Source organism: Acetobacter oeni, assembly GCF_011516825.1.
GTDB classification, from domain to species: domain Bacteria; phylum Pseudomonadota; class Alphaproteobacteria; order Acetobacterales; family Acetobacteraceae; genus Acetobacter; species Acetobacter oeni.
Genome location: NZ_WOTA01000008.1, coordinates 70,869 through 94,372, shown reverse-complemented (window position 1 = coordinate 94,372; position 23,504 = coordinate 70,869). Strand labels below are relative to the sequence as shown.

23 protein-coding genes are annotated in these 23,504 nt (G+C 49.0%); 21 read left to right on the top strand and 2 right to left on the bottom strand.

What is annotated here, in order from left to right; translation table 11 throughout:
• From GOB90_RS07335 to GOB90_RS07260, 15 genes are all read left to right on the top strand, one after another.
• Positions 1-399: a hypothetical protein gene (locus GOB90_RS07335; protein WP_146887033.1), complete on the top strand. Its 399-nt coding sequence runs from the start codon at positions 1-3 to the stop codon at positions 397-399.
• Positions 399-1,073 (top strand): hypothetical protein, encoded by a 675-nt coding sequence (locus GOB90_RS07330; protein WP_146887031.1) that lies wholly within the window; start codon positions 399-401, stop codon positions 1,071-1,073. Before GOB90_RS07335 ends, GOB90_RS07330 begins: the two co-directional genes overlap by 1 nt.
• Positions 1,073-3,028, top strand: a complete 1,956-nt coding sequence (locus tag GOB90_RS07325; RefSeq protein ID WP_146887029.1) for a hypothetical protein — start codon at positions 1,073-1,075, stop codon at positions 3,026-3,028. Before GOB90_RS07330 ends, GOB90_RS07325 begins: the two co-directional genes overlap by 1 nt.
• A 25-nt stretch (positions 3,029-3,053) precedes the next feature.
• The gene (locus GOB90_RS07320; protein ID WP_206752468.1) at positions 3,054-3,212 is read left to right on the top strand and encodes a hypothetical protein; all 159 of its coding nucleotides are present in this window, start codon (positions 3,054-3,056) and stop codon (positions 3,210-3,212) included.
• The gene (locus GOB90_RS07315) at positions 3,212-4,774 is read left to right on the top strand and encodes a phage tail sheath protein (protein WP_146887027.1); all 1,563 of its coding nucleotides are present in this window, start codon (positions 3,212-3,214) and stop codon (positions 4,772-4,774) included. Before GOB90_RS07320 ends, GOB90_RS07315 begins: the two co-directional genes overlap by 1 nt.
• Positions 4,774-5,199 (top strand): hypothetical protein, encoded by a 426-nt coding sequence (locus GOB90_RS07310; RefSeq protein WP_146887025.1) that lies wholly within the window; start codon positions 4,774-4,776, stop codon positions 5,197-5,199. The genes GOB90_RS07315 and GOB90_RS07310 overlap by 1 nt, the downstream gene beginning before the upstream one ends.
• Complete coding sequence (locus GOB90_RS07305) at positions 5,199-5,531, top strand: hypothetical protein (protein WP_146887023.1); 333 nt, start codon at positions 5,199-5,201, stop codon at positions 5,529-5,531. Before GOB90_RS07310 ends, GOB90_RS07305 begins: the two co-directional genes overlap by 1 nt.
• Positions 5,532-5,557: 26 nt before the next feature.
• Entirely contained in the window at positions 5,558-5,695 is a 138-nt protein-coding gene (locus GOB90_RS07300; protein ID WP_173571977.1) for a hypothetical protein, read from the top strand.
• 238 nt (positions 5,696-5,933) lie between these two features.
• Positions 5,934-7,010 carry a hypothetical protein gene (locus tag GOB90_RS07295; RefSeq protein WP_146887021.1) on the top strand — a complete coding sequence of 359 codons (1,077 nt, stop codon included), beginning with the start codon at positions 5,934-5,936 and terminating at the stop codon, positions 7,008-7,010.
• Positions 7,007-7,918, top strand: coding sequence for a hypothetical protein (locus GOB90_RS07290; RefSeq protein WP_146887019.1), 912 nt, complete (start codon positions 7,007-7,009; stop codon positions 7,916-7,918). Before GOB90_RS07295 ends, GOB90_RS07290 begins: the two co-directional genes overlap by 4 nt.
• A 403-nt stretch (positions 7,919-8,321) precedes the next feature.
• Positions 8,322-9,317, top strand: a complete 996-nt coding sequence (locus tag GOB90_RS07280) for a hypothetical protein (RefSeq protein WP_146887015.1) — start codon at positions 8,322-8,324, stop codon at positions 9,315-9,317.
• Positions 9,314-9,838, top strand: coding sequence for a hypothetical protein (locus tag GOB90_RS07275; RefSeq protein WP_146887013.1), 525 nt, complete (start codon positions 9,314-9,316; stop codon positions 9,836-9,838). Before GOB90_RS07280 ends, GOB90_RS07275 begins: the two co-directional genes overlap by 4 nt.
• Positions 9,839-9,898: 60 nt before the next feature.
• A complete protein-coding gene (locus GOB90_RS07270; RefSeq protein WP_146887011.1) occupies positions 9,899-10,255 on the top strand; it encodes a phage tail protein in 357 nt (118 codons plus the stop codon).
• Between the two features lies 1 nt (position 10,256).
• A complete protein-coding gene (locus GOB90_RS07265; RefSeq protein WP_146887009.1) occupies positions 10,257-11,399 on the top strand; it encodes a baseplate J/gp47 family protein in 1,143 nt (380 codons plus the stop codon).
• A 42-nt stretch (positions 11,400-11,441) separates the two neighbouring features.
• Positions 11,442-12,011 carry a hypothetical protein gene (locus GOB90_RS07260; protein WP_146887007.1) on the top strand — a complete coding sequence of 190 codons (570 nt, stop codon included), beginning with the start codon at positions 11,442-11,444 and terminating at the stop codon, positions 12,009-12,011.
• 164 nt (positions 12,012-12,175) lie between these two features.
• On the opposite strand, the gene GOB90_RS07255 is transcribed toward GOB90_RS07260, so the two are convergent.
• Positions 12,176-14,362, bottom strand: a complete 2,187-nt coding sequence (locus GOB90_RS07255) for a pyrroloquinoline quinone-dependent dehydrogenase (protein WP_146887114.1) — start codon at positions 14,360-14,362, stop codon at positions 12,176-12,178.
• Positions 14,363-14,379: 17 nt separating this feature from the next.
• Positions 14,380-14,766: a glycerol dehydrogenase gene (locus tag GOB90_RS07250; protein WP_146887005.1), complete on the bottom strand. Its 387-nt coding sequence runs from the start codon at positions 14,764-14,766 to the stop codon at positions 14,380-14,382.
• 240 nt (positions 14,767-15,006) lie between these two features.
• Between GOB90_RS07250 and GOB90_RS07245 the strand changes: the two genes are divergently transcribed.
• The 6 genes from GOB90_RS07245 to GOB90_RS07220 all read left to right on the top strand — a co-directional run bounded on the left by GOB90_RS07245 (position 15,007) and on the right by GOB90_RS07220 (position 23,408).
• Positions 15,007-17,262 (top strand): amylo-alpha-1,6-glucosidase, encoded by a 2,256-nt coding sequence (locus tag GOB90_RS07245; RefSeq protein WP_146887003.1) that lies wholly within the window; start codon positions 15,007-15,009, stop codon positions 17,260-17,262.
• Between the two features lie 492 nt (positions 17,263-17,754).
• Positions 17,755-18,645, top strand: coding sequence for an NUDIX hydrolase (locus GOB90_RS07240; RefSeq protein ID WP_146887001.1), 891 nt, complete (start codon positions 17,755-17,757; stop codon positions 18,643-18,645).
• 86 nt (positions 18,646-18,731) lie between these two features.
• Positions 18,732-19,712 (top strand): quinolinate synthase NadA, encoded by a 981-nt coding sequence (gene nadA / locus GOB90_RS07235; RefSeq protein WP_146887000.1) that lies wholly within the window; start codon positions 18,732-18,734, stop codon positions 19,710-19,712.
• Positions 19,713-19,727: 15 nt separating this feature from the next.
• Positions 19,728-21,263, top strand: coding sequence for an L-aspartate oxidase (locus tag GOB90_RS07230; RefSeq protein WP_242011865.1), 1,536 nt, complete (start codon positions 19,728-19,730; stop codon positions 21,261-21,263).
• Positions 21,254-22,111 carry a carboxylating nicotinate-nucleotide diphosphorylase gene (gene nadC, locus GOB90_RS07225; protein WP_146886998.1) on the top strand — a complete coding sequence of 286 codons (858 nt, stop codon included), beginning with the start codon at positions 21,254-21,256 and terminating at the stop codon, positions 22,109-22,111. Before GOB90_RS07230 ends, nadC begins: the two co-directional genes overlap by 10 nt.
• A gap of 181 nt (positions 22,112-22,292) precedes the next feature.
• On the top strand, positions 22,293-23,408 hold the full coding sequence (locus tag GOB90_RS07220; protein WP_146886996.1) for an S-(hydroxymethyl)glutathione dehydrogenase/class III alcohol dehydrogenase: 1,116 nt from the start codon (positions 22,293-22,295) through the stop codon (positions 23,406-23,408).
• Positions 23,409-23,504 lie beyond the last annotated feature (96 nt).

Below are 23,504 nucleotides of genomic sequence, written 5' to 3'. Positions count from 1 at the left end.
ATGACCAGCGGACTACGCTCGATTAATCTGACTGAAGTGGAAAAAGTCAATTTGAGAAGGTATTGCTGGTATCCAGTTAAAGGGGATGAAAGCAATATACAGTATTCGTGGCCATATTTCGCAAAATATGGAGATTTCGAGTATAAAATAAATAATCTCTCGAATGCGGAGATAGAGGTTGCGCGTTCTATGCTCAATATTCTTTCTTGTCTTGAGTTGGGCCCCTCTCAGGCAGCACAAAACATTGACACAGATAAAGCTTCAGTATGGACACATAATAAAACGGAAGTCTCAGAGAGAATTTCCTTATTTTACCAGCAGAGGCTGGAACTGGTCCACTTTCTTGGAGTTAAAGCCGGACCAGAATGGAATTCCGGAGCGATACGGTTTATTGTCTGATGGAAGCTGTCTGTATAAAACAAAAAATTTCATCAGGATTGGCGAAGGTAGCTGGTGTTCCTGGCGGAAATGTAAAGCTGTACAGAGTTTCAGATACATCAGGTCCTTTCAGGGATAATTACATTGCTCTTATAAAATGTCTGTTTGACATTTCAGCATCAATGTCAGGGACAACTCCAATAACGTGGGAACATAATTTCTTATTTGCTTTAATCGATATATCGGAATTATGTGTTGGAGATTATCTCGTTAAGGTATCAGATGAAAGACGTGATGCGAAAGAAATTTATTTTGTATCCAAGATAGAATCTGATCGACCTGTATTGGTTGTTTTAAAAAATGAAGTTATTTCAATTTACGAAAGTGATATTTCATCTGATAATAATTTAATGGGTCTTCGTGCTTCCGAAGGGCCAGTATGGGCGCATGATCGGCTTATAGCCAAAAACTGGCCTGTTTCCATGCAGGAAAGTGGAGGCGGAGGACGTCCTTTGACGCACCTTGGTACAGATATCCAGACTAGTGGATTTAAGATCTTAATGCCTGTTATACTAGGAATTATATTGCATCAGGGGCTACGTATCAAAATATCCGGATCAAATTCGTATCACATTTACAATCTAGAAAAAACCATATTCGGATATCGTCTTAATGTGATTACGGATAAGGTATAATGGTTAAAGTCTGTGAAATTGAAGCGTTACTGGCAAAAATACTAGCTGATTATATTTATCCGGATTCTTTGATCGATAGCATGACATCTGCTATCGGTTATGATGTTAAAATCTGTCGTGGGTGGCCGCAAGAAACCGAGCTTGGTAAAGATCTTAAATCTTCGCCGGCAGTTAGCTGGATAACTATTAATCAAAAATCAGGGACTGCTGTCGATAAAACACGATACAATCGGGGATGGCATGCCCGCTCTTGTAATAATACCTTTGGAATATCTTCGCAAAATGCAATTTCTGGAGATTCTGTTACATTTCAGGGGGTGGCTGCATCTGACGGTGTAGCTGGCATAGTGATTGATAATGTTGCTTATCCCGTAGCCGTGAAAACCGGCTACACAGCTGAGCTTATTGCTCAGTTGATTGAGGCTGTGGTCGAAAATATCGGGCAAGTCAGCGTGCTTTGTTCTGATTCGACATTGTCGGTTGCTGCACCCCATACAATGTATGGTAGGGTAGGGAAGAGTATTGTTGTCACTCGTGAATTGTCACGAACTGAACAGACATTTAATATTTCAATTTTTGCCCCTTCTATTCTGATTAGGGATATTCTCGAACAAGCTGTAATGACAGCGGTTCTTGAGAATGAATTAACGGAGACTGATAAAAATGAAATTGGATATTTTATTTTTGCAGGAAGAGAAGTGGATGACAGTAACCTGAATACAAATTTATATAGACTAAATTTATTATGGAAAATTGAAATTGGATGGACGCAGTCTGTTAATTCAGTTCCGGCCTTGTGGCCTGTAGGAATTGTTAATTCTGATTGGGCTTTTGGTGTTGGGGGAGAGAATATGTCTTCGGTTCTGCCTCCCTTAGGCGCAATCAGATTCGACGCGTGGCATGACATGTCTAATGTTATTGATGAACAATGCGCGGCAGCCCTGAATTCCGAAGAATGGTTTTATCGTTTGCCTGGAAATGCGATTATAAGTGCAGAAAACGAGGTCGCTTGGCCGACAGCTACACAGGAATCGATAAATCAGGAAATTTCTGATGCAATCTCATGTGGATTATCATTCTGGGCATTTGAATCGTATCCTGAAAATGATTCTTTAAGTCTTGCTCTATCATTTTATCTATCTAGTAATTCTAAAAAAGGGCTTCAGTTTTGTATGATAGGTCAGCCATCGAACTGGGCTGATACGACAAGCTGCGATGGTTATACTGATACTTTTAAAAGAGATATCATGCTGATGGGCCGCGATGAATATATGACAGTCCTGAGTGGCCGACCGCTGTATTTTATAATTAACAGGGGGAATAGTCAGTTGGCCAAGTTGCCGGGTGGTCTTAGTCGGGCAATCGGTTTTATTCGTGAGTCTGTTCTTGAAGCACATAATAAAAATCCGTATATTGTATATCTTTCTGATTCTGCTATTTCGGATTATGATAACGCAGATATTGCGAAGAGTGTGGGGGCCGATGCTGCCGGTGCCTACTGCAATCCTCGTTTATCTGGCAGTCCTCAAACCTATTCCGCATTGGTAAATGCTGCTGAAACTGATTGGAATGATAGAGTAAATTCTGGTTTTCCGATGATTCCTACCGCGATGACTGGATGGGATCAGCGTCCTCTTATTGAGAATCCGCAGGCGTTTTATCCAATAAGTTCTGAGCTGTCGTCAGAAAATTATTATGAAGCGGGGACCGCTACTGATATTGCATCACATATTATGAATATGACAACATTTATAAAAAATGCATCTGAATGTCCGGCGGGAGTTGGGCTTATTTATGCATGGAATCAGTTTACTGAAGGTGGCTGGTTATCTCCTACTTACTCTGCGACTTACTCTGCGAGTAGCAGAAACACAGATCGTATTTCTGTAATAGGGTCATCTATAAATAATGCAGCGCGCGAAGGCGTGTATCCAGATATTCCTTTTATAGCGTAGAGAAAACATGGGAAAAGCTTTATTAGTGGTTTCAGATTTTGGTAATTATAAAAAAGGAGATTTGATTGAAAACAGTACAGTTATTTCTAGTATCACTGGTTCTGATCAGATTAAATTTGTTAGATATATAAATTTGCCAAAAAATAATAAAATAGGTATTTCTGAGAGTAAGAGAGAATTATAATGGGTGTAATATCTCAAGGTGGGTCACTTAATACAGCTGCATTAACTGTTCCAGATCTGTATGTGCAGATTTTAACTCCTGCGAGTACTTCACTCTCAGGGGCATCAACAAATATTATAGGCGTTGTTGGTACGGCCACATGGGGTCCTGTAAATACGCCAGTAGTGTTTGGCACATCCCAAGAAAGAATAGAAGCTTTTGGTCCAATGCAAACAACTGCATTTGATCTGGCGACTCCGGTATCTGCTGCAATTGTTCAGGGAGCAAGCGATTTCGTCGGTGTGCGTGTTACCGATGGAACGGATGTTGCGGCTTCTTGTGCGATGCTTTATGATTCCACTTCAGCAACTTATCCTGTTCTTTTGTCCGCGAAATATAGTGGTACCGCAGGAAATACAATTACTGCCGATCTGACTACAGGCTCAGCTCCAGGGACATGGAAGCTCGTGTTTCAGATGCCAAATGCATTACCTGAAGCATTTGATAATTTATCTGCTTCTGATGGTAACGCATCATTCTGGTCTGATCTTATCAGCGCAGTTAATAGCGGACAATCTTCTGCCAGGGGAGCTAGTGCATTAGTAGTGGCCTCTGCGGGGACTAATTCTGGCGCCGCTCCTTCTGCTGTTTCCTCACAGACGTTCGCGAGCGGCGAAGACGGAAATTCCGGCGTGACAGCTCAAAGTCTTCTAGGGTCAGACGGTACGACACGAACGGGCATGTACGCACTACGTGGACAGAGTTGCAGTATCGGCGTTTTGTCTGGTGTTACAGATTCATCAACATGGACTGCGCAGATATCTTTTGGATTAGCGGAAGGTCTTTATATGATCACTTCCGGTCCATCGGGTGAGTCTATTGCTGACGCGGTATCAAATCGGGTCACTGCTGCTGTTGATAGTTACGCATTAAAAGTAATGCTTGGTGACTGGCTTTATTGGTACGATTCTGAAAATTCGTTGACACGTCTGGTAGCACCTCATGGTTTTGTCGCGGGATGTCTGGCCATGTTGTCACCTGAATTGCCCAGCCTTAATAAGCAATTATATGGAATAGTTGGTAGCCAGAAAGCCGGTCTGGTGTCTGACGGACAGACAATGACTTATTCTTCTGCTGAGCTTACTTCTTTATTTGAAAATGGCCTTGATGTTATTTGTAATCCTGCTCCTGGCGGCGCATACTGGTGCGTACGAGGTGGATTTAATGTGTCAAGTAACCCCGAAATTGATGGGGATGAATATACCAGAGTGACAAATTTTATTGCCGAAACCATTTCGAATGGTATGGGAATATATATTGGCCTCGCGATGTCTCCTACGCTCTTTTCTAATGTTGAAGCGACACTTACTGGCTTTCTATCGGATCTGCAGTCACGGGGTATCATAGGAACTACTACTGGTAGCACTGCTTATTCTGTCACGTGCTCATCAACAAATAATCCTCAATCACGAACAGCGTTGGGTTACCTGCAAGCTGATATAAGTATTACATATTTTGGCGTTAATCGCAAATTCATTGTTAATATAAATGGAGGGGCCGATGTAACGGTCTCAAGTCAATAATGACAACACCGTATACAATAGGTCGACAGGGATCTATTATTCTGATCTGGAATGGCGCACGGATTGATCTGGAGGATGTAATTGATTTTCAGGTTCGTCAGGAAATTAAAGTTCAAAGAACAAATCCACTAAATAAGCCTCCTATAGAATTCAACACTCCATCAGGGTGGCGTGGAAGTTTTACCATTGACAGAGGGAATTATGCTTTAGATACATTGTTCAATGCAGATGAGTTGGCATTCTGGAATGCAAGCACAATTTCATCTGGTGTACTTTATTGCTATATCCAGGAGGCAGATGGATCAACGTCAAAATATGAATATTCTGGTTTAACTTTGACGTTTTCAAATGCAGGAAAATTTGACTCCGAGAATATTGTAGCTCAGACGGTCGATTTCTTTGCTAGTCAGAGGAGGTCTGTATAATGCCGGAAAATTTGTCTTCTAAATCTTACTATATTACATCAAAAAATGGAAAAAAATTAGAGTACCGGGAAATGAATCCTGGTGAGGTTTTGGATTTTATTCTTGCATGTGGTAGTGAAGCCGCCGGGAATGAAATGTATTTGAATGCTGCGCAGTTATGGTGCTCTGTGCGTTCGGTAGATGGAATTCCTTTGCCATTTCCCCGGAACAAAGAAGGCATCAAAGATCTGGCAAATATTCTGGGTGTAGATGGAATTAATGCAGTTGAAGATTATATTTCCTCTGAAACTTTAGAAAAACCATCGCAACAGATGGATGACATAAAAAACTAGCTTCCTCTCCATCCCTTTGGACAATCATGGCTCTTCTCCGCGCGAATGTTCCCTATGATGTCATTCTCAACTGGGACTGGCGAGTTCGCGCGGCGGCCCTCGTTATTGCGGGTCGGCTGGATGGGGGGGAATATTGCTGGGAACGCGGTGTGTGGACAGATTAGAAAATAGAAATAAATAAACAATTTTTGAATATAATATTTATTGTGAGGGCGCGTGATTGGTATTAGAAGGAATATGCTTGCAATCGAAAAGCGCACCAATAACAGGCCAAACATAAAAATAAATATTTCGCGTAGTCTATCAAAACCACGGCTATCGTTAAGCCTGCGTTCAAAGCGTAAACAGTTGCTCTTTTCGGATAAAATATTCAGAGCGCATGCTCTGACCTGGCCCTATCGCATGAAGCATCTGATTTTAGTAAATGATAAGCATCTGAGCCGAAATGAAGCCGGACTGAGGCCACCTGTATCGGTGAACTCTTCTATGCTCCGAAATTCAGGTTATCTATCGAAAAAACACGGCGGTAGTCGATATCCAAATAGTGGTATGATAGTGAGGAACGCTATTCGTCAGGCAGATGTCACTGCTTCAGTATTTTCTCATGGTAATTCAAAAAAAAATCGATTATCGCCGTTAAATCGTGATGGTTCAATATGTCAGGCAAGAAAAAACAGGCACAATAATTTAATTTATGTCGGAAAGCCTGCCATCTTATCAGATTCGCAAGCTGTGCTGTACAAGGGGAATGTAGGGCGAACTGCAAGAGTGTCTGAGCATAGGATATTAATACACCGCTTCGATAATGGAAAGAAGCAACATTCCAATCTGAGTAGAGTGTGGAGAATTACGGTAAGAGACCATGAGTTAAAAATATCTGATAAAAATATTATTAAATCAAAAGACAAAAAAAATACTTTTACTAATGATTATTCTTCTGAATATTCACTTAATCATATGAATATTACGAAAAAACCCGGTGCAATCCGGCTGCATTTTCGGGGGCGTTCTGTCCTGGTGATTCCTTCAGGTAGTGTGAGACACATCAGATACGGCACCGGTAAACTGGATGGAAAAACTATAGATCGTAAATCATCTCAGGGAATCTCCAGTCAGCAGCTTATGAATATGACGTATGCTACGCACAGGCATAATGCCTCATTGGCGAAGTCATTCGTCAGATCTGGTGCGATTGCAAAAGACAAAAGAGATTTTGCAACCAGCAAAAGACCGTCTGAGACCAATTATTTTGAGAGCAGACAGAATGGGGATGGTTATAAAGCCTTATACTCTGCTCCTCGAAAATCAGAAGCAAAACAGACAATACCGGATCCTCCGGAGCAATTCCATGTATCTAATGTTTCTGAAATTGCAGATGCCGTCATCCAGAAGTTTGGTGAGGGTCTTTCTGCTGCTCCAACGACTTCGCCTCTGTCCTGGGTGCAGAGTACCCCCTGCTATCCCGGATTACATTTATGAGCGGTTTTTTGAGTGTAGCAGGAGCAGTGGCATCTGCTCTTGGCGGACAGTCGTTTACTCTGGGAACTGTAATATTTCTCGATACAGAAGTGCCTTCTTTTCTGAAGTGGGGTGGCTATCAGGATGCGGCAATTATGCATCGTCCTGGCGGAGGAAAGACTGTTACCTTGGCAGGGTATTATGAAAAACCGCTGGTTTGGAGCGGTGTCTTTCGTGGTTTTAACGGTTTAAGTCGTGCAAATTTGCTCGCTGCTATGGTTCAGGCTGGTGGTATCCATGATTTTACAGGTGCTGGCTTATCCCGGCAGGTGACTATCACGTCATTTGAATGTGTATACACGGACAATGGAACTGTTATTCCATATAACATCTCATGCGAAGTTATTCCGTCTGTGACAAATGCAGTCAATAGTACGAAGTCAGCGCTTTGTAGTCTGATAGGAGATGATGCCAGTTCTGCTGTTGATGGCATCAGCGATCTGGTCGACACTGTTGGGTCGTATATTTCTTCAGTTTCTTCTGCTATTTCTACCTATACTGGAGAAATTACACCTCTGGTAAATTTATTTGGTGCGGGGAGTCAGATATCTATGGCTTCCGCAACTTTATCGGGTATAGCGACTGATGCTGGTGCCTTATCATCTGTTAGTAGTCAGAGTGCAATCAGTACTGTAGGAACAGAGCTTACATCCGGGCAATCTGAAGTCTCATCAGTAATGGCCACATCGGAAACGGAGATATCGTCCATTACGTCAAATGCCGGGACGGATGTTGTGCCTGACTCCGGTGCGCTGGTTGCCAGCGTTGCTCATTCCGGTATTGTTGCATCGACCGCACAAGTAAATTCATATATTTCTCGAGCAATCGGAAATGTGGGAATTTCTAACGGAACTATTGTTACTGAGTGATTTTTATTTAATGTATGGAAAGAAAAATTGTCACAGTCGATTCTGGTAAGTCCAAGTGATATTTCATTGTGGCATATAGCTGCTCGCTTTCTCGGGGATGCAACACAGGCAAACCGGATTATGAGTCTAAATAATCTTTCTGATACATGGATAACATCACTTCAGACAATTGTTCTGCCGCCGATTGACGCCAGTCAGACTGGGGGGATTGATGCTTAGCTATGATTGTGGAGCTTAAATACACAATGCCACGAGATACAATAATAATAAATAGTGAAGACGTATGGTATCTATAAATCAACAGGTCGCAGAGTTTTCGGGTGTTATCAGGCCAAGAATAACACTGAAATCAGGTGGAGTGGATTTGCCTACACCCCAGAGACTTGAAATATACCGATCAAGAATGGCGGAGTCAGGCGTATTTTCTGTAGTTATACCTGTTGATGAATCAATATCGCCGTGGTTTGATCCGGTTGATGGCTCATCTGAAGAAATTGAAATCGATATTTATGGAGGATTTATATCGGCTTCGGTTCCGGAAGGGAGTGCGCCTGTTACTAAAATTTTTTCCGGTCTGGTTGATTATGTAGAATATCGCCCGGATACAGGAGTTGTTATTGCCAGCGGTCGTGACTGGGCTTCACGCCTGATAGAATACGAACTGTCGGGCTCTTCTTTCCTTAACATGACGGCATCAGAAGCTTTGACGACGTTAGCCTCAGAGGTTGGATTGCAGGCAGATATTGACGCTACTGACGGTCTGGTTGGCCAGTTTTATCAATACGAACATAAAGCCCATGGTCTTTCAGGAATGCATCAGTTTCAGACCGGCTGGGACTTCTGTGTGGGTATGCAGCATGAATACGGTTACGATTTGTGGGTTGATGACAAAACACTGCATTTCCGCGTTCCGGACACGTCGGATTCAATAATGACTTTAGACTGGGCTGCTGCGGCGACAGCTTCATCATCCCCGGTCGGGCCCGTAAGTAATATGATTCTGGTTCGACGTTTCACTAATACCGGAGACGCTTCTGTAACGGTTTCAGCCTGGGATGCGCGCCAGAGAGCAGTTCATTCTGCAACTTATCCCGTTAGCAGCAGCGGGAGTTCCAGTCGTTACAATTTTACGGCCCCTGTTGGCACTACTCAGGACCAGTGCCTGACTTTAGCGCAGTTGCGTTTTAACGATTTGATTGCACATGAAAGAATGATCAGGATGAATGTTCATCCGCAACTCGACATTCTCCCCCGGCAACGCATCAGGCTACAAGGTACGGGTACGACGTTTGATTCCGTGATTTATACTGTGGATGATGTGACATTATCTTATAATAGCAAATCAGTTTCCAAGAGTATTACTTTAAGAATGCGCAACGCAACAGGAGATGGTACGTGAGAAATGTCCGTGGTGCTCTGGATATGATGATGCACTCTCATACCAATCGAATTGGACGGGCAAGATTTGGAGTGGTGAGTGCTGTCGATCCGTCGTCAGGGCTGGTAAAGGTGTTCCTGCAACCGGAGAATAGCGAAACGGGGTGGATTTGCGACACCGCGGCTTCAGTCGGAACAGCGTTATGCTATGCGCCAGCGCAAATTGGTAATCATGTCCTTATAGAAACAGCACAGGGGGATGGAGACAATTACGTTGTTGTAGCGAGAGTTTTCGATGCCGTAACGCAGCCCGCTACGTTTTCGTGTCTGGACGGGAGTAAGCTCAGTCCCGGTCAGTTTGGAATAAAAGTTGGCGAAACAGAATTTGTCCTGATGAGTGATGGAATCAAAGTAAATGGTAATTTTGTGATAGAGGGCGACGTTACCGTTTCGGGAGATGTTAAAGCTTCTGGTATTTCGCTTCAGCAACACATTCATGGAGGAGTGCAGGTAGGTGGGAGCGTAACGGAAGAGCCACAATAAGTTCTAGTTTTGATTAGAAAAATATAATTAGTTAAATACAAGGTAATAAAATTATCTATCATGGCAGATTTATTTCATGTTCGCGGCTCTGACCTGATAATCACAGAAACGGGGCAGCTTGAAGTTGCGACAGGAGATGACGTCGGTATGCAGCGTGTACTGCGGCGTTTAACCACGAATGCCGGAGATTATATTTTTTCCCTTACTTACGGTGCCGGACTTCCCGGAAGAGTTGGTGGCATTGATACGCCTGCAGATCTTCAGGCTATTATACTTCAACAAATGACGCTGGAAGCTGTGGTTTCTTCTAATCCGAGTCCTGCTGTGTCCGTTAACAGTGTCAGTTTGGGCGAAATTCAGATAGTCATTACTTATGTGAGTAATTCGACTGGCGGTACAGTTACGCTGGAATTATAAAATGAATTTATCTCTTCAAAATTTTTCTACGCTGGTTTCGAATTCTTCTGCAGCAGCTCAGGGGGCATGTTCGTCCCTTCTTGACTTTACGACCGGGTCAGTTGCCAGAGCTCTCATGGAAGCCAATGCGACCGTGGCACTTTGGATTCAGTATCTTATTCTGCAGGTACTTTCAGTTACCAGGCTTGCATCATCGTTTGGTTCCGACGTGGATACGTGGATTGCACAATATGGAATGACTCGTCTGGGTGCGACTGCGGCGACTACTGTGGAAACATTTATCAGTCTTTCGCCAACTTCGACTTCAGCGGTTGTTCCGGTGGGGGCGGTTGTCAAAACATCTGATGGAACAATTTCATTCACTGTTACCGAGGATACAGACAATCAGTACTGGTCAGCTACCGCAGGTGGATACGTGCGTGCTCAGGGTGTGTCGTCCATAACGTGTCCGATAGAATGTAATACAACAGGATCTGTCGGCAATGTGTCAGCCGGAGTTATCAATCTCCTTGGAACACAAATATCCGGAATTGACACCTGTACGAATCTTTCTGCTGTAAGTAATGGGTCAGATGAAGAGACAGATTCTGCAGTTAAAAGTCGTATGGTGTTATGGTTTTCCTCTCTGTCGTCTGCGACTCTGGATGCTGTGGAAGCATCTATTTCAGGAGTTGCATCGAATCTGACATATCAGGTCATTCAAAATGAAACACCCGACGGACTTTACAGGGCAGGTTATTTTTTTGCGACTATCGATGATGGATCTGGCGATGTGCCTGATACAACATTAACGTCCGTTGAAAGCGCAATTGAAGCGACGCGGGCATGCGGTGTCGAAACTTCGACTGTGCGGGCTACGGTTATTGCAGCCGTTATTGTCGTTCCGGTATCTCTGGCCGCAGGGGTGGAACTAGCTTCTGTTCAGACGGCGGTAAGCAGTGCCATTACCGCTTACATCAATGCACTTACTGTAGGGGGTGTATGTCAGTACACTACTATTTCCAGTATAGCACTTCAGTCGGCAGGAAGTCTTGTAACGAGTGTGGGGGTTGTCACAGTGAATGGTGTTGTTGCTGATATAGGTGGTTCGACAGGCACTGTTGTCCGCGTAACATCGGTAACAGTTAATGATACTGATGCTTAATTACATGTCTCAGAGCTTCTGGATACAGAAAGAATTTTTGCTATGGCAGTAGGCGATCAGGAGGATATAGCCGCCAGAATAAGAGCTGTATTGCCTGCAGGATGGTTTCCGGCTGTGTCGGAAAATGCTACGCCGGTCCTTGACGGCGTTCTCGCTGGTCTGGCATGGCCGTGGGCGATGTTCTGGCAATTGCTGTCCTATACGAGTCAGCAGACAAGGTTACAGTCAAGTACCGGAAATTTTATTGATATGGCAGCTGCTGATTATTTTGGTGATAATCTGCCAAGACTGTCTGGCGAGACGGATTCTGCCTATATTTTAAGAATACAGAATGAATTTCTGGCACAGAGAAACACTCGTGCTGCACTTGAATATCAGATTAGTCAGATTGTGAGCGGAGCGCTGATCTTCGAACCCTGGCGAGCTTCGGATTGTGTCTGCGAGGGGCGGGATACTTACGGATCGGCGTCCACGCGGTATGGCTCCCGGACATCGCCGGGTACGGTATTTGTACAGTGCCCGGCTGGAGCAGATAGTGAAGATGTTTCTGCCGCTATCATTAAAACGAAAGCAGAAGGAATCGATGTTTTCATTGCGATCGCTTCGGATTAATTCAGCTCTGTAAAATTTACGCTTATGTTCTGATCCCGGTGGATGGGTGTGACCCATTTTTCCAGATCAGCTACGGTAAAAAAGTGATGCTTTATAAAAAGTCTCTTTCGGCCGAGGTGACCGAAAGAGACAGGCAGCAGTTAAGCCCGGATCAGAACCCGGAATTATTTGCTGTCTGGTAAAGCATAGACCACGAGTGCATCACTTACCGGTGTCATCATGAAGTGATGCCCGCCCGCCATGATGGCCACGTACTGCTTCCCCTTATACTCATAAGTCATAGGTGTCGCCTGTCCGCCGCCGGGCAGCACGTCATTCCAGAGTTCTTTTCCCGTCTTCGCGTCAAAAGCGTGGATCAGATCATCGGTGGTTGCAGCAACAAAGATCACACCGCCTGCGGTTATCACAGGTCCGCCATTATTTGGTGTGCCTATAGTCAGAGGCAGATGTGTCGGCAGCCCCCATGGTCCGTTTGCCCGGGCACTGCCCAGCGGGTGCTGCCACAGAACTTTTTGTGTGTGCATATCAATCGCCGTCAGCATTCCATAGGGCGGTTTATTGCACATCATATGGGTAAATTCGTTCCAGAAAGGAGAAACGACGATGCCATATGGAGTATCTGCCATTGCACCCGCGCCCTCCGCTCCTCCGGAAGATGGAGTGAAGTTTGGGTCATCAACAGGCATCAGCCCAAGCTGATCAGCTTTTTTACGCGTCACGAGCTGGTCATACATCGGTGTGATGTTCCAGTTGGCAATCAGCACACCCGAGCGGGCGTCGTATGCCATGCTGCCCCAGTCACTTCCGCCATTGTAGCCGGGATATTCCAGCCAGGGCCGGCTGATTTCAGGCGCTGTAAACTCACCCTGATACTTGGCCCGCCGGTATTTCAGCCGGCAGTAGAGCTGGTCAATGGGAGACATGCCCCACATATCCGTTTCCTTGAGATCAGGCACGCCAAGACGTGGCATCCCGACAGACCAGGGCTGCGTCGGAGACCGTGGATCGTTGGGAACATCCGTCTGCGTCGGCGCGGCCCGCTCTTCGACCGGAAGAATGGGCTTGCCGTCTCTCCGATCGAGAACAAAAGTCTGTCCCCGCTTCGTCGGTACGATCAGTGCCGGAACAGGTCCGTCCTTGCCAGGAAAATCAAACATCGTTGCCTGAGATCCCATGTCGTAATCCCAGACATCTTTGTGCACTGTCTGAAACACCCAGCGAGGGGAGCCCGTTTTTACATCAATCGCGACAATTGACGATGAGACCTTGTTCTCTTCCGGAGACCGCAGTGCGCTGTAATAGTCTGCCGCCGAGTTGCCGGTCGGAACATAGACCAGTCCCTGCTCATTATCGCCTGTCATGGCTGCCCAGGAATTCGGCGTGCCCCGGCTGTAGTGCTGTCCGGGCTGAGGCTCTCCATGCTGATCTGGCCGGTTTACATCCCAGGCCCACAGAAAGCGGCCTGTCTCGGCGTCGTAGCCACGGATCACACCTGAGGGCGCCCAGCGACGCTGTCCGTCCAGAACTTCGTGATTGACGACAATTGCTCCGTTCACAATCGGTGGAGGAGCCGTCATGGCCACGAAACCAGGCACTGACTCGCCCATGCCTTTCATGAGATTGACCTGGCCGTGATAACCAAAGCCCTCGCAGAGTTTGCCGTCGTCAGCATCCACTTCAATGAGCCGCATATCGAGGGTTCCGACCAGAATTCGATTATGGCACGGTTGCCCCTCCGGCACGGTCGAAGCGGTGTAATAAACCACTCCCTTACAGGCTGCTGTATAGGGAATGCTGTCGTATTTGACGTCCGAATTATGGCGCCAGATTTCTTTGCCGGTCGCCGGATCAAGTTTGATGATATCGTTAAGCGCCGAGCAGGTATAAAGTCCGTCTCCCACCTTGATGGGTGTCGTCTCGGCCGCCCATTTGTTGATTTGTCCCGGTGCGGGCTTGCTGCCTGTGTGATAAACGAAAGCGCGCTTCAGACGCCCTGCATTTTCGGGTGTAATCTGGTCGAGTGGCGAATAGCGCGTAGCATTTGAGTCGCGTCCGTAAGCTGGCCAGTCGTCATGATCCGGGTTGCTGCTGATCTGACTGACGGCAGGTGTGGGTTCGCTCGGTTCTGCTGGTGGTCCGTCCGGAATGTTTGCTGCATTCACACCGGGTGCCTGCGGTGCATAGGGCGACGGCGCATCGAATTTATCGGAACTTTTTTCCGCATCATGGCCGGTTGTAGCATTTCCCGGTCCCGGTGCACTGTTACTCGGGGGCGTCTGGGCAAAAGCTGCGGGAACAGCCGTCAAAGCAACCGGGATGACAGCAACTCCGAACAGGATCGTTGCTGTCATGAGGGACGTTTTATGTATCATACCATGCTCCCGCGCGACGACATCACAGGGCTTCCGATGCGACGCAGAGTCGGAATGGTCAGCGCAACGGCAATGGCTATGATCGTCGGACCGAAAAGGCGGGGCAGCAACCCCCAGCCATCCATACCCACTTCCCAGAATGCCCAGGGCCATGTCAGTGCCCAGGCCGCAAGGTAAAGAAAGGCTCCGTTAACGGAGCCCGTCAGCATTAACGCGCCGGCTACAATCAGGGCTGCTCCAAACAGAACATAATAAAAAGATCCGCCGATCATAGCGAGTTGTATGCCCATGATGAAAAGCGGAAGGCCAAGCAGAATGAGAAGAACAGCCACACAAACGGTGGCCCATTCCGCCCCGTTCCGGGGCTTATGAAGGGTTGCCATCAAGACATCTCCGTTAAGGTCAGGCGAACAACGCATGAACAGCCTGTTAGCTTTGAAGAAAGAAAGAAAAATTTTCGCGAGTTGACGTCACCTTGTCCCGGCCCGCGCGTTCAGATTGTGGAGAATAGTGATACGGTTGCGGGTATGTGCAGGTGAGTCGTCACCCAAGGTGATTCATCAAATATCGAATATGTCGCGATCAGGGCCAGCGCAGCAGGCAGAAAGGGAGAGTCGGTTCCCATGGTGGAAACTCAGATCAACTCAAAGCATCCGGATGACGTGATATCATCGGCCCGTGCCGACACACCGCCACCCTCTCCACATACGATTCCGGAACCCTCTCAGCTTGATGAGTTTTCGCTTGGTGGCAGCTCCCTGCTCGCCAGCCGCCGTATCCATGCCCTTAAGCAGGGTGATCTGTTCGGAGTTTTTGATCAGACTGGCGATATACTCTGGGGGCAGGATATCGCGGACGGGCTTTACTATCATGACACGCGTTACCTGTCCGGTCTTACCTTCCGGCTCGGAGGTCAGCGGCCCGTCCTGCTGTCTGCTGTCGTGCGTGAAAATAATGTGATGCTGTCGGTCAACCTTACTAATGAAACCCTCGCGCTGAACGATGGAACCCGGCTCGCTCACGATCTCCTGCATGTTTTGCGTTCCCGGTTTCTGTGGGAAGGGAAATGTTTCGAACGGATTGAAATCCGCAATTTCGATGTTGCACGTCACGATATTTCCTGTGATCTGCGCTTTTTCGCGGATTTTGCGGATTTGTTCGAAGCCCGTGGCATGAAACGGAAAAAACGGGGTGAAAATCTGGAGCCTGAGCTGGGTGAGAGTGATGTCAGCCTCTCCTATCGCGGGCTGGATGACCGCATCCGAACAACTCGGATACTGTTTTCACCCACACCGAAAACCTTGTCTTCCGATCATGCCACATTTGATTTTTCTATTGAGCCAGGACAGAAAATTCTAATCCATGTCGAGGTTCAGTGCGATCCGACAAGTTGCAGCACAGTTCCTCCCGGTCGTGCTTTTCTTCAGGGTGCCGTCGCGGCGCGCCGTGCCCTCCGTCTGGCCTCGTCCCGCGCCACGGCCATCGCCACATCAAACGAAATCTTTAATGAAGCAATCCGCCGCTCGATCTGCGACATCTATATGTTGCTGACCGAGAAAAAAACCGGACCTTACCCCTATGCGGGTGTGCCATGGTTCAGCACGGTTTTCGGACGCGATGCCCTCATTACATCCATGCAGACTCTCTGGCTGGACCCGCTTATTACCAAAGGCGTACTGAAATATCTTGCCCTGAACCAGGCGGATAAGGAAGACCCCCAGGCTGATGCCGAGCCGGGTAAAATCCTGCATGAAGTGCGTCTTGGCGAAATGGCCGAACTCGGTGAGGTGCCCTTCCGCCGTTATTACGGCTCTGTCGACGCCACGCCACTTTTTGTCATGCTTGCCGGTGATTACCTTGAACGCACCGGCGATGTTGGCACACTCAGCGAACTCTGGTCCCATGTTACCCGTGCAATTGACTGGATCGAGCGTTTTGGCGACCGGGACGGAGACGGTTTCGTCGAATACGGTCGACGCAACAGGGACGGACTTGTCAATCAGGGCTGGAAAGACAGCTACGACAGCATTTTTCACGCCGACGGGACTCTCGCCGAAGGTCCCATCGCCTTGTGCGAAGTTCAGGCTTACGTTTATGCCGCCAGGCGTGCCGCTGCTCAGATCGGACGTCGTCTTGGGCAGACAGCTTATGCCACCCACCAGGATGAAAAAGCTGACGCGCTTCGCGTCTCATTCAATCTGACATTCTGGAACGACGATATCGGAACCTATGTTATCGCACTTGATGGAAATAAAAAACAATGTGCCATTCGTTCCTCAAACGCCGGACATGTTCTTTTAACTGATATTGCGCCGGCTACCCGTGCGGCGCAGGTTGTCAGCACCCTTATGAATCGTAATTCCTTTTCCGGATGGGGCATTCGCACCATTCCGGAAGGGGAGGTCCGTTATAATCCGATGGCTTATCATAACGGGTCCGTATGGCCTCATGATAACGCCCTGATTGCCATGGGTTTCGCGCGACATGGTTTTCGGGAAGAGGCGACCCTTATCTTTCAGGCTTTGTTTGATGCAGCCCTTTATACAGATCTCAGAAGACTCCCTGAACTATTCTGTGGTTTTACACGTTCACGTTCTGAAGGGCCGGTACGCTATCCCGTTGCCTGCTCTCCGCAGGCCTGGGCCGCAGCGACCCTTCCTGCTCTTCTTCAGGCCATTCTCGGGCTGCGTTACGATCCCGGAACTGTCACTGTTGAATTTGTAAGACCCAGCCTGCCGGAATCGATAGACACGCTTGTTCTTTTCAATCTTGCGGTTGGAGGTGAGTCTCTTACTGTACGGATCGTCCGTACAGGTGAAGAGGTCGCCATCAATGTTGTCGAACGCTCATCGTCGATCCGTATGCTGATTATCAACTAACTCTGGTTGTGGTCCCGATAGGGCGAAAATCGTTGGAGTGCCCTCGGATGTAGTCTGGGTCACAGCAGATACAGCGAAAAAGCAGACCCTTTCTGGCCGTCAGTGCGGGCGTTTGGGAGTGGTCTCCGGATACAGGGGCTGTCGAAACATCGGAGCACCCCCCTGTTCCCTTCACCCTGTAGTCCTGAGTTCAATCCAGCCGTAAAATGTTTTTCTCAAAGCTCTTCCAGACATCTGAACTGAGAGGATCATTGTGGTAATGTCGAGAGTGTCGGTTCATTGCTCGAAGCCTTTACATAATTGGAATAGACCAGAGTGTTTTCTGGTGTGAGATATAAATCGAAATAAATAAAAATTCGGTTTCTTGTTATCTTCTTAAATTTTCCCCGAAAAAAGCTTTCCCAGGGTGCGCGTGCAGGAATTGCGCTGTACCGGCTGTATGCTAAATCTGTGTTTGCGTAATCAGCCATCTGAGGGAATGCTGCTAACTTTATGACGACTCCAGGCCTGTGTAGTGCCGATCTTGTTGCCGTCCTCATGACCATCAGGCATGGTGATCCCGGTATTCTGACGCTCCGGGATGGCTCGTCTCTGCCATCAGGCCCCGCAGAGTCAGGTCATCAATCCTTGCAAAAAGACCTCCGGGCGAGGGTCGAGCAGCAGACTGGTATTCGACTTGGTCATATCGAACAGCTCTATACTTTTGGGGATACGCTGGATGAAAGCGGAACACGGCTGGTGCGCATTTCTTATATGGCACTGGCCAGCATCTGGAGCGAAGAAGGGGACTGGCGGTCTGTCTACGATTACCTGCCCTGGGAAGACCGCCGCAGCAGTGACGTGAACCCGCTTCTGACCCGCATCATTGCCCATATCAGCGACTGGTCAGCCGCGCATACTCACCGTCATCGTCGTTGCGTCATAGCCTTTGGCCTTGATGGACATTCCTGGGACGACGAACTTGTCCTTCAGCGATATGAACTTTTGTGGGAAGCCGGTATGGTTGCTGAATCTCGCTTTTCTGCCGGTTTCATGCTGAACAGTAAGAGCATGGATGAAGACTATCGTCGGGTGCTTGCCACCGCCATGTCCCGCATCCGCGCCCGTATTCGTTATACGCCCGCCGTATTTGACCTTTTGCCCGACCATTTCACCCTGCTTCAGCTTCAGCAGGCGATGGAAGCCCTAGCCGGACGTCCCATGCACAAACAGAACTTTCGGCGTCTTGTGCTCAGCCAGCACCTGGTCACTGAAACAGGCCGTTATGAGCAGGCAGGGCAGGGAAGACCGGCACGTTTTTATCGTTTTGATCCGGCCGGAGCCGAACACTGTTATCTCGCCGGAGCGAAACTGCCGCTGGAGCCGATCGTAGCTGCCTCATGAAAACGTGTATATGCCGGGACTTGCATCAATGACGCAGTGTCTTATATATGCTCATGTTGAGTATAATAGCGCGCAGGAGCGCGACCATGTCAGAAACTCTCACCGACAACCGTGCCGCACTCTATGCACCTGTCTCGCATCTCATGCATCGCGACGACTGGGAGCGGCTTTATGCGGACGACATCGAAGCTATTTTGCGCCTCAAAAAAGAGCGCGACGCTGTCATCCTCGCGCATAATTACCAGACACCTGAGATCTTCCACTGTGTCGCCGATATTCGTGGAGACAGCCTCGCTCTGGCCCGTGCAGCCCAGACACTGGATCAGAGTGTGATCGTCATGGCCGGGGTGCATTTCATGGCGGAAACTGCCAAGTTACTGAATCCGGAAAAGACTGTCCTGATCCCTGACACACGCGCCGGCTGCTCCCTTGCTGAAGGAATCACCGCTGAAAATGTCCGTGCTCTGAAGGCCGCTCACCCGGGTATCCCGGTTGTGACCTACGTAAATTCCACGGCCTCTGTCAAAGCGGAATCCGATATCTGCTGCACATCCGGCAACGCAAAACGTCTTGTGGAAGGCCTGGGTGTTTCAAAGATCATCATGATTCCTGATGAGTTTCTCGCCCGAAATATCGAAGCCGAAACCGGTATCGAAATGATCACCTGGCCTGCCCACTGTGAAGTTCACGAACGCTTCACGCCGCAGGAAATCCGTCAATACCGGCGTATACATAAAGGTGTCACTGTTATCGCTCATCCTGAATGCCCGCCGGATGTCGTTGCGGAAGCTGATTTTTCCGGTTCCACGGCTCAGATGCAGGACTACATCGCTGAAAAACAGCCCGGGAAAGTGCTTCTGGTCACGGAATGCTCCATGAGCGACAATCTCTCGGTTTTTTTTCCTGCAACCAGCTTCGTGCGTCCCTGTAATCTCTGTCCGCATATGAAGCGTATAACACTCGCGGGGATAAGGCACTCTCTGGAAACGATGGAAACATCCGTTTCTATCCCTGCGCATCTTCAGAATCGTGCCCGTCAGGCCGTCGAGCGTATGCTGGCTGCCTGACGTCTGAACCCGATCATGAAGGCAGAAAATATGGATATTCTGTCCCGTTATACTGACCTGCCCGTTATTGCCGGCGCCGGTCTCGCCGGGCTTTCGACGGCCCTGCATCTTGATCGCCCCTGCGTCCTGCTTTCCGCCGGTCTGCCTGGCGATAATGCCGCCAGCAGTCTCGCGCAGGGTGGTTTGGCTGCTGCCGTTGGTCCCGATGATTCTCCGGGTCTCCATGCTGCCGACACCATGGCGGCCGGTGCCGGTCTTTGTGATCCGGTCATTGTGAATCGGATTACGGCCGCCGGCCCGCGAACTGTTGAGACACTCCTGGAGTGGGGTGTTCCCTTCGCCAGAACGTCCGATAACGCTTTGTCACTGCATCTTGAAGCCGCGCACTCACGACCGCGCATTGTTTATGCAAATGGTGATGCCAGCGGCGCGGCTATCATGAAAACACTGATCGCGCGGGTGAGAAATACGTCTCGCATTACAGTTCTTGAAAATACTGAGCTCACAGGGCTCCATATGGAAAATGGAGCAATCGGGGGTGTTTCAACCAGCCAGGGATTTATTTCCACCCGGGCCTGCATCATCGCAAGCGGTGGTATTGGCGCGCTGTATACCGGAGCCACAAGCCCCATGGGATGCAGCGGTTCCGCTCTGGCGATCGCTGCACGGGCCGGAGTCGAGCTGATTGACATGGAATTCACGCAGTTCCACCCGACCGCTCTTGATGCCGGAGCATATCCGGGCCGGCGACCACTGATCAGTGAAGCTGTGCGTGGGGCAGGGGCACGTCTCGTAGATGAAACCGGGAAAAACTTCACCGACGAACTCGCCCCGCGCGATGTGGTTGCGCGCGCCATTGCCGCTCATCAGCAGGAAGGGCACAAAGTCTTTCTGGACGCGCGTTCCCTTTCGGCGGGCCCTTTCAGTCAACTGTTTCCTGGTATTACGGCGGCCTGTTTTGCTGTCGGTATTAATCCGGAGGAGCAGCCCGTTCCCGTTCGTCCGGCCATGCACTATCATATGGGAGGTATCGCGACGGATGGCCGGGGGCGCAGTTCTCTTCCCGGGCTGTGGGCGGCAGGCGAGGCCGGGTGCAATGGCCTGCACGGTGCCAACCGGCTGGCGAGCAACTCATTGCTTGAGGCCTTTGTCAGCGGAGAGTGGGTTGCGCGGGATCTGAAAGGCATCCGGACCGGAGCGGGAAAGATGGCCTGCCCGGCTTCTGTTGCCAGATTGTCCGCCAGCTTCACTGTCGGGAATATGCTGATGCAGCATGCCGGAATCCTGCGAAATGCTGCTGGTCTGAAACAGCTTCTGCAAACACTCAGTCCACATACTGATTGTGATCAGAATGCGCTGATAGCGGCATTGGTTGCTCAGGCGGCGTTAAACCGTCATCAAAGCAGAGGCAGTCATTATCGTGCCGATGACGTTTCAGCGGCGCGACCTCCGATGCATAAGAGCAAAGAGAGTTTCGGAGACGGCGCCCTTCGGCAAACGATTACTGTCAGAGACCTCACTTTTGCGAAAGTTCCCGAACAATGTCTGTAATGATTCTGCCTGATCTCTTGTGGGAACCGGTTATCCGCAGCGCTCTCGCTGAAGATTTCGGAATCGGTGGCGACATTACCACTCAGGCCCTCGTCCGGCCCGGGCAAACATTGCGGGCAGAATTTCGGGCTCGTAAAGCAGGAGTTCTCGCTGGTCTGCAGGGCGCTCGCCTGGCATTCACCCTCCTTGATCCTGAAATCCGCTTCGAACCACAGATCACTGATGGCGACGAACTTTCCCCTGACACCCTCATCGCCACGGTGGAAGGGAAAGCAGAAACAGTTCTTGGGGGCGAACGGACAGCCCTTAATCTCCTTTCTCACCTCAGCGGAATCGCGACGACAACACGACAGATCGCAGATGCCATTTCCGGCACGAAAGCTCGTGTTGCCTGCACCAGAAAAACCCTTCCCGGACTAAGGGCCTTGCAAAAATACGCTGTTCGCGCCGGAGGAGGTTACAATCATCGGTACCGTCTTGATGACGCTATTCTGATAAAAGACAACCACATCATTCTTTGTGGTGGCGATGTCACGACAGCTCTTAAAACAGTTCGCTCGCGGACCGGGCATCTCGTCAAAATAGAACTGGAAGTCGATACGCTCGACCAGCTCAAGGCAGCACTTTCCTGCGATATTGCCGATGCTTACCTTCTCGATAACATGAATATTCCGACTCTGAAAAAGGCTGTTGCTCTCATCAATAATCGCGCTATCGCCGAGGCATCCGGTGGTATCACGCCGGAAACAGCCCGTTCCATTGCTGAAACAGGCGTCGATGTCCTCTCACTGGGCTGGCTTACTCACAGTGTAAAGGCTCTGGATATAGGTCTCGATATTCCTGTCTGAGCACATCTCTCGGACTGTGTTCCATTATAGTGGATAACACGAAACAGATCAGAAGAAATATTACTCAGGGAGAATGATTCAGCTTCAGGCATATGAAGTCATGCAACCGGCTGCTATTCATCTTCGGGTATATACAACGCCTTCACTGAATTCAGACCGCAATTGAAAAGAGGAATAAACGATGGACGTACGCGCCGCGGTGGCCTTTGAGGCAGGCCATCCCCTTGAGATCGAGACGGTTCAGCTCGAAGGGCCACATGAGGGCGAGGTTCTTGTTGAGATCATGGCGACAGGCCTGTGTCACACAGACAAATACACCCTGTCAGGAGCGGATCCTGAAGGTCTGTTTCCGGCTATTCTGGGGCACGAAGGAGCTGGGATTGTTCGCGAGGCTGGAACTGGAGTGAAACATCTCCGGCCTGGCGACCATGTGATCCCTCTCTACACGCCCGAATGCCGCGAGTGTAAGTCCTGCCTGTCGCGCAAAACCAACCTCTGCACCGCGATCCGTTCCACCCAGGGTAAAGGTGTCATGCCCGACGGAACTTCGCGTTTTTCGTTCAAAGGCCAGCCTCTTCATCATTATATGGGCTGCTCGACTTTCGCGAATTTTACTGTCCTGCCGGAAATCGCACTGGCAAAAATTCGTAAGGACGCCCCGTTCGATAAGGTCTGCTACATCGGTTGTGGTGTGACCACCGGCATCGGTGCCGTACTGTTTACAGCAAAAGTCGAGCCGGGATCGACTGTGGCTGTCTTCGGCCTCGGTGGCATCGGCCTGAATGTGATCCAGGGCGCAAAGATGGTCGGCGCGGACAAAATCATCGGGGTGGACATCAATCCGGCGCGCGAAGGCATTGCGCGTAAATTCGGTATGACCGATTTCGTTAATCCGAAAGATCTGGGACCGGATGGTGATCTGGTCGGCCATATTATCGAGCTGACGGGTGGCGGCGCCGATTACACGTTTGAATGTATAGGCAATACGACACTGATGCGTCAGGCGCTCGAATGCGCGCATCGTGGATGGGGCGTTTCCACCATCATAGGTGTAGCCGCGGCAGGGCAGGAAATCAGCACACGTCCGTTCCAGCTTGTGACAGGTCGCCGCTGGATCGGCTCTGCATTCGGTGGCGCCCGGGGGCGTACGGATGTCCCGAAAATCGTTGACTGGTATATGGATCATAAGATCAACATCGACGATCTCATTACTCATACGCTGCCGCTTGAGCGTATCAATGAGGGCTTTGATATGATGGCTAAAGGGGAAAGCATCCGGACAGTTGTCGAGTATTAAGATCACTCATGATAACCACTTGCCAAAGCCGGCTTCCGCGGCTCTGCCAGAGGTGTCATTCTGTCTTTTCCGGGAGCAGGTCTGAAAAACGGCCTC

What these genes read in the sequence shown, in the direction of transcription:
- GOB90_RS07335 (WP_146887033.1), top strand. Translation starts at nt 1, where the DNA reads ATGACCAGCGGACTACGCTCGATTAATCTGACTGAAGTGGAAAAAGTC.
- GOB90_RS07330 (WP_146887031.1), top strand. Translation starts at nt 399, where the DNA reads ATGGAAGCTGTCTGTATAAAACAAAAAATTTCATCAGGATTGGCGAAG.
- GOB90_RS07325 (WP_146887029.1), top strand. Translation starts at nt 1,073, where the DNA reads ATGGTTAAAGTCTGTGAAATTGAAGCGTTACTGGCAAAAATACTAGCT.
- GOB90_RS07315 (WP_146887027.1), top strand. Translation starts at nt 3,212, where the DNA reads ATGGGTGTAATATCTCAAGGTGGGTCACTTAATACAGCTGCATTAACT.
- GOB90_RS07310 (WP_146887025.1), top strand. Translation starts at nt 4,774, where the DNA reads ATGACAACACCGTATACAATAGGTCGACAGGGATCTATTATTCTGATC.
- GOB90_RS07305 (WP_146887023.1), top strand. Translation starts at nt 5,199, where the DNA reads ATGCCGGAAAATTTGTCTTCTAAATCTTACTATATTACATCAAAAAAT.
- GOB90_RS07300 (WP_173571977.1), top strand. Translation starts at nt 5,558, where the DNA reads ATGGCTCTTCTCCGCGCGAATGTTCCCTATGATGTCATTCTCAACTGG.
- GOB90_RS07295 (WP_146887021.1), top strand. Translation starts at nt 5,934, where the DNA reads ATGAAGCATCTGATTTTAGTAAATGATAAGCATCTGAGCCGAAATGAA.
- GOB90_RS07290 (WP_146887019.1), top strand. Translation starts at nt 7,007, where the DNA reads ATGAGCGGTTTTTTGAGTGTAGCAGGAGCAGTGGCATCTGCTCTTGGC.
- GOB90_RS07280 (WP_146887015.1), top strand. Translation starts at nt 8,322, where the DNA reads ATGGCGGAGTCAGGCGTATTTTCTGTAGTTATACCTGTTGATGAATCA.
- GOB90_RS07270 (WP_146887011.1), top strand. Translation starts at nt 9,899, where the DNA reads ATGGCAGATTTATTTCATGTTCGCGGCTCTGACCTGATAATCACAGAA.
- GOB90_RS07265 (WP_146887009.1), top strand. Translation starts at nt 10,257, where the DNA reads ATGAATTTATCTCTTCAAAATTTTTCTACGCTGGTTTCGAATTCTTCT.
- GOB90_RS07260 (WP_146887007.1), top strand. Translation starts at nt 11,442, where the DNA reads ATGGCAGTAGGCGATCAGGAGGATATAGCCGCCAGAATAAGAGCTGTA.
- GOB90_RS07255 (WP_146887114.1), bottom strand. Translation starts at nt 14,362, where the DNA reads ATGACAGCAACGATCCTGTTCGGAGTTGCTGTCATCCCGGTTGCTTTG.
- GOB90_RS07250 (WP_146887005.1), bottom strand. Translation starts at nt 14,766, where the DNA reads ATGGCAACCCTTCATAAGCCCCGGAACGGGGCGGAATGGGCCACCGTT.
- GOB90_RS07245 (WP_146887003.1), top strand. Translation starts at nt 15,007, where the DNA reads ATGGTGGAAACTCAGATCAACTCAAAGCATCCGGATGACGTGATATCA.
- GOB90_RS07240 (WP_146887001.1), top strand. Translation starts at nt 17,755, where the DNA reads ATGACGACTCCAGGCCTGTGTAGTGCCGATCTTGTTGCCGTCCTCATG.
- nadA (WP_146887000.1), top strand. Translation starts at nt 18,732, where the DNA reads ATGTCAGAAACTCTCACCGACAACCGTGCCGCACTCTATGCACCTGTC.
- GOB90_RS07230 (WP_242011865.1), top strand. Translation starts at nt 19,728, where the DNA reads ATGAAGGCAGAAAATATGGATATTCTGTCCCGTTATACTGACCTGCCC.
- nadC (WP_146886998.1), top strand. Translation starts at nt 21,254, where the DNA reads ATGTCTGTAATGATTCTGCCTGATCTCTTGTGGGAACCGGTTATCCGC.
- GOB90_RS07220 (WP_146886996.1), top strand. Translation starts at nt 22,293, where the DNA reads ATGGACGTACGCGCCGCGGTGGCCTTTGAGGCAGGCCATCCCCTTGAG.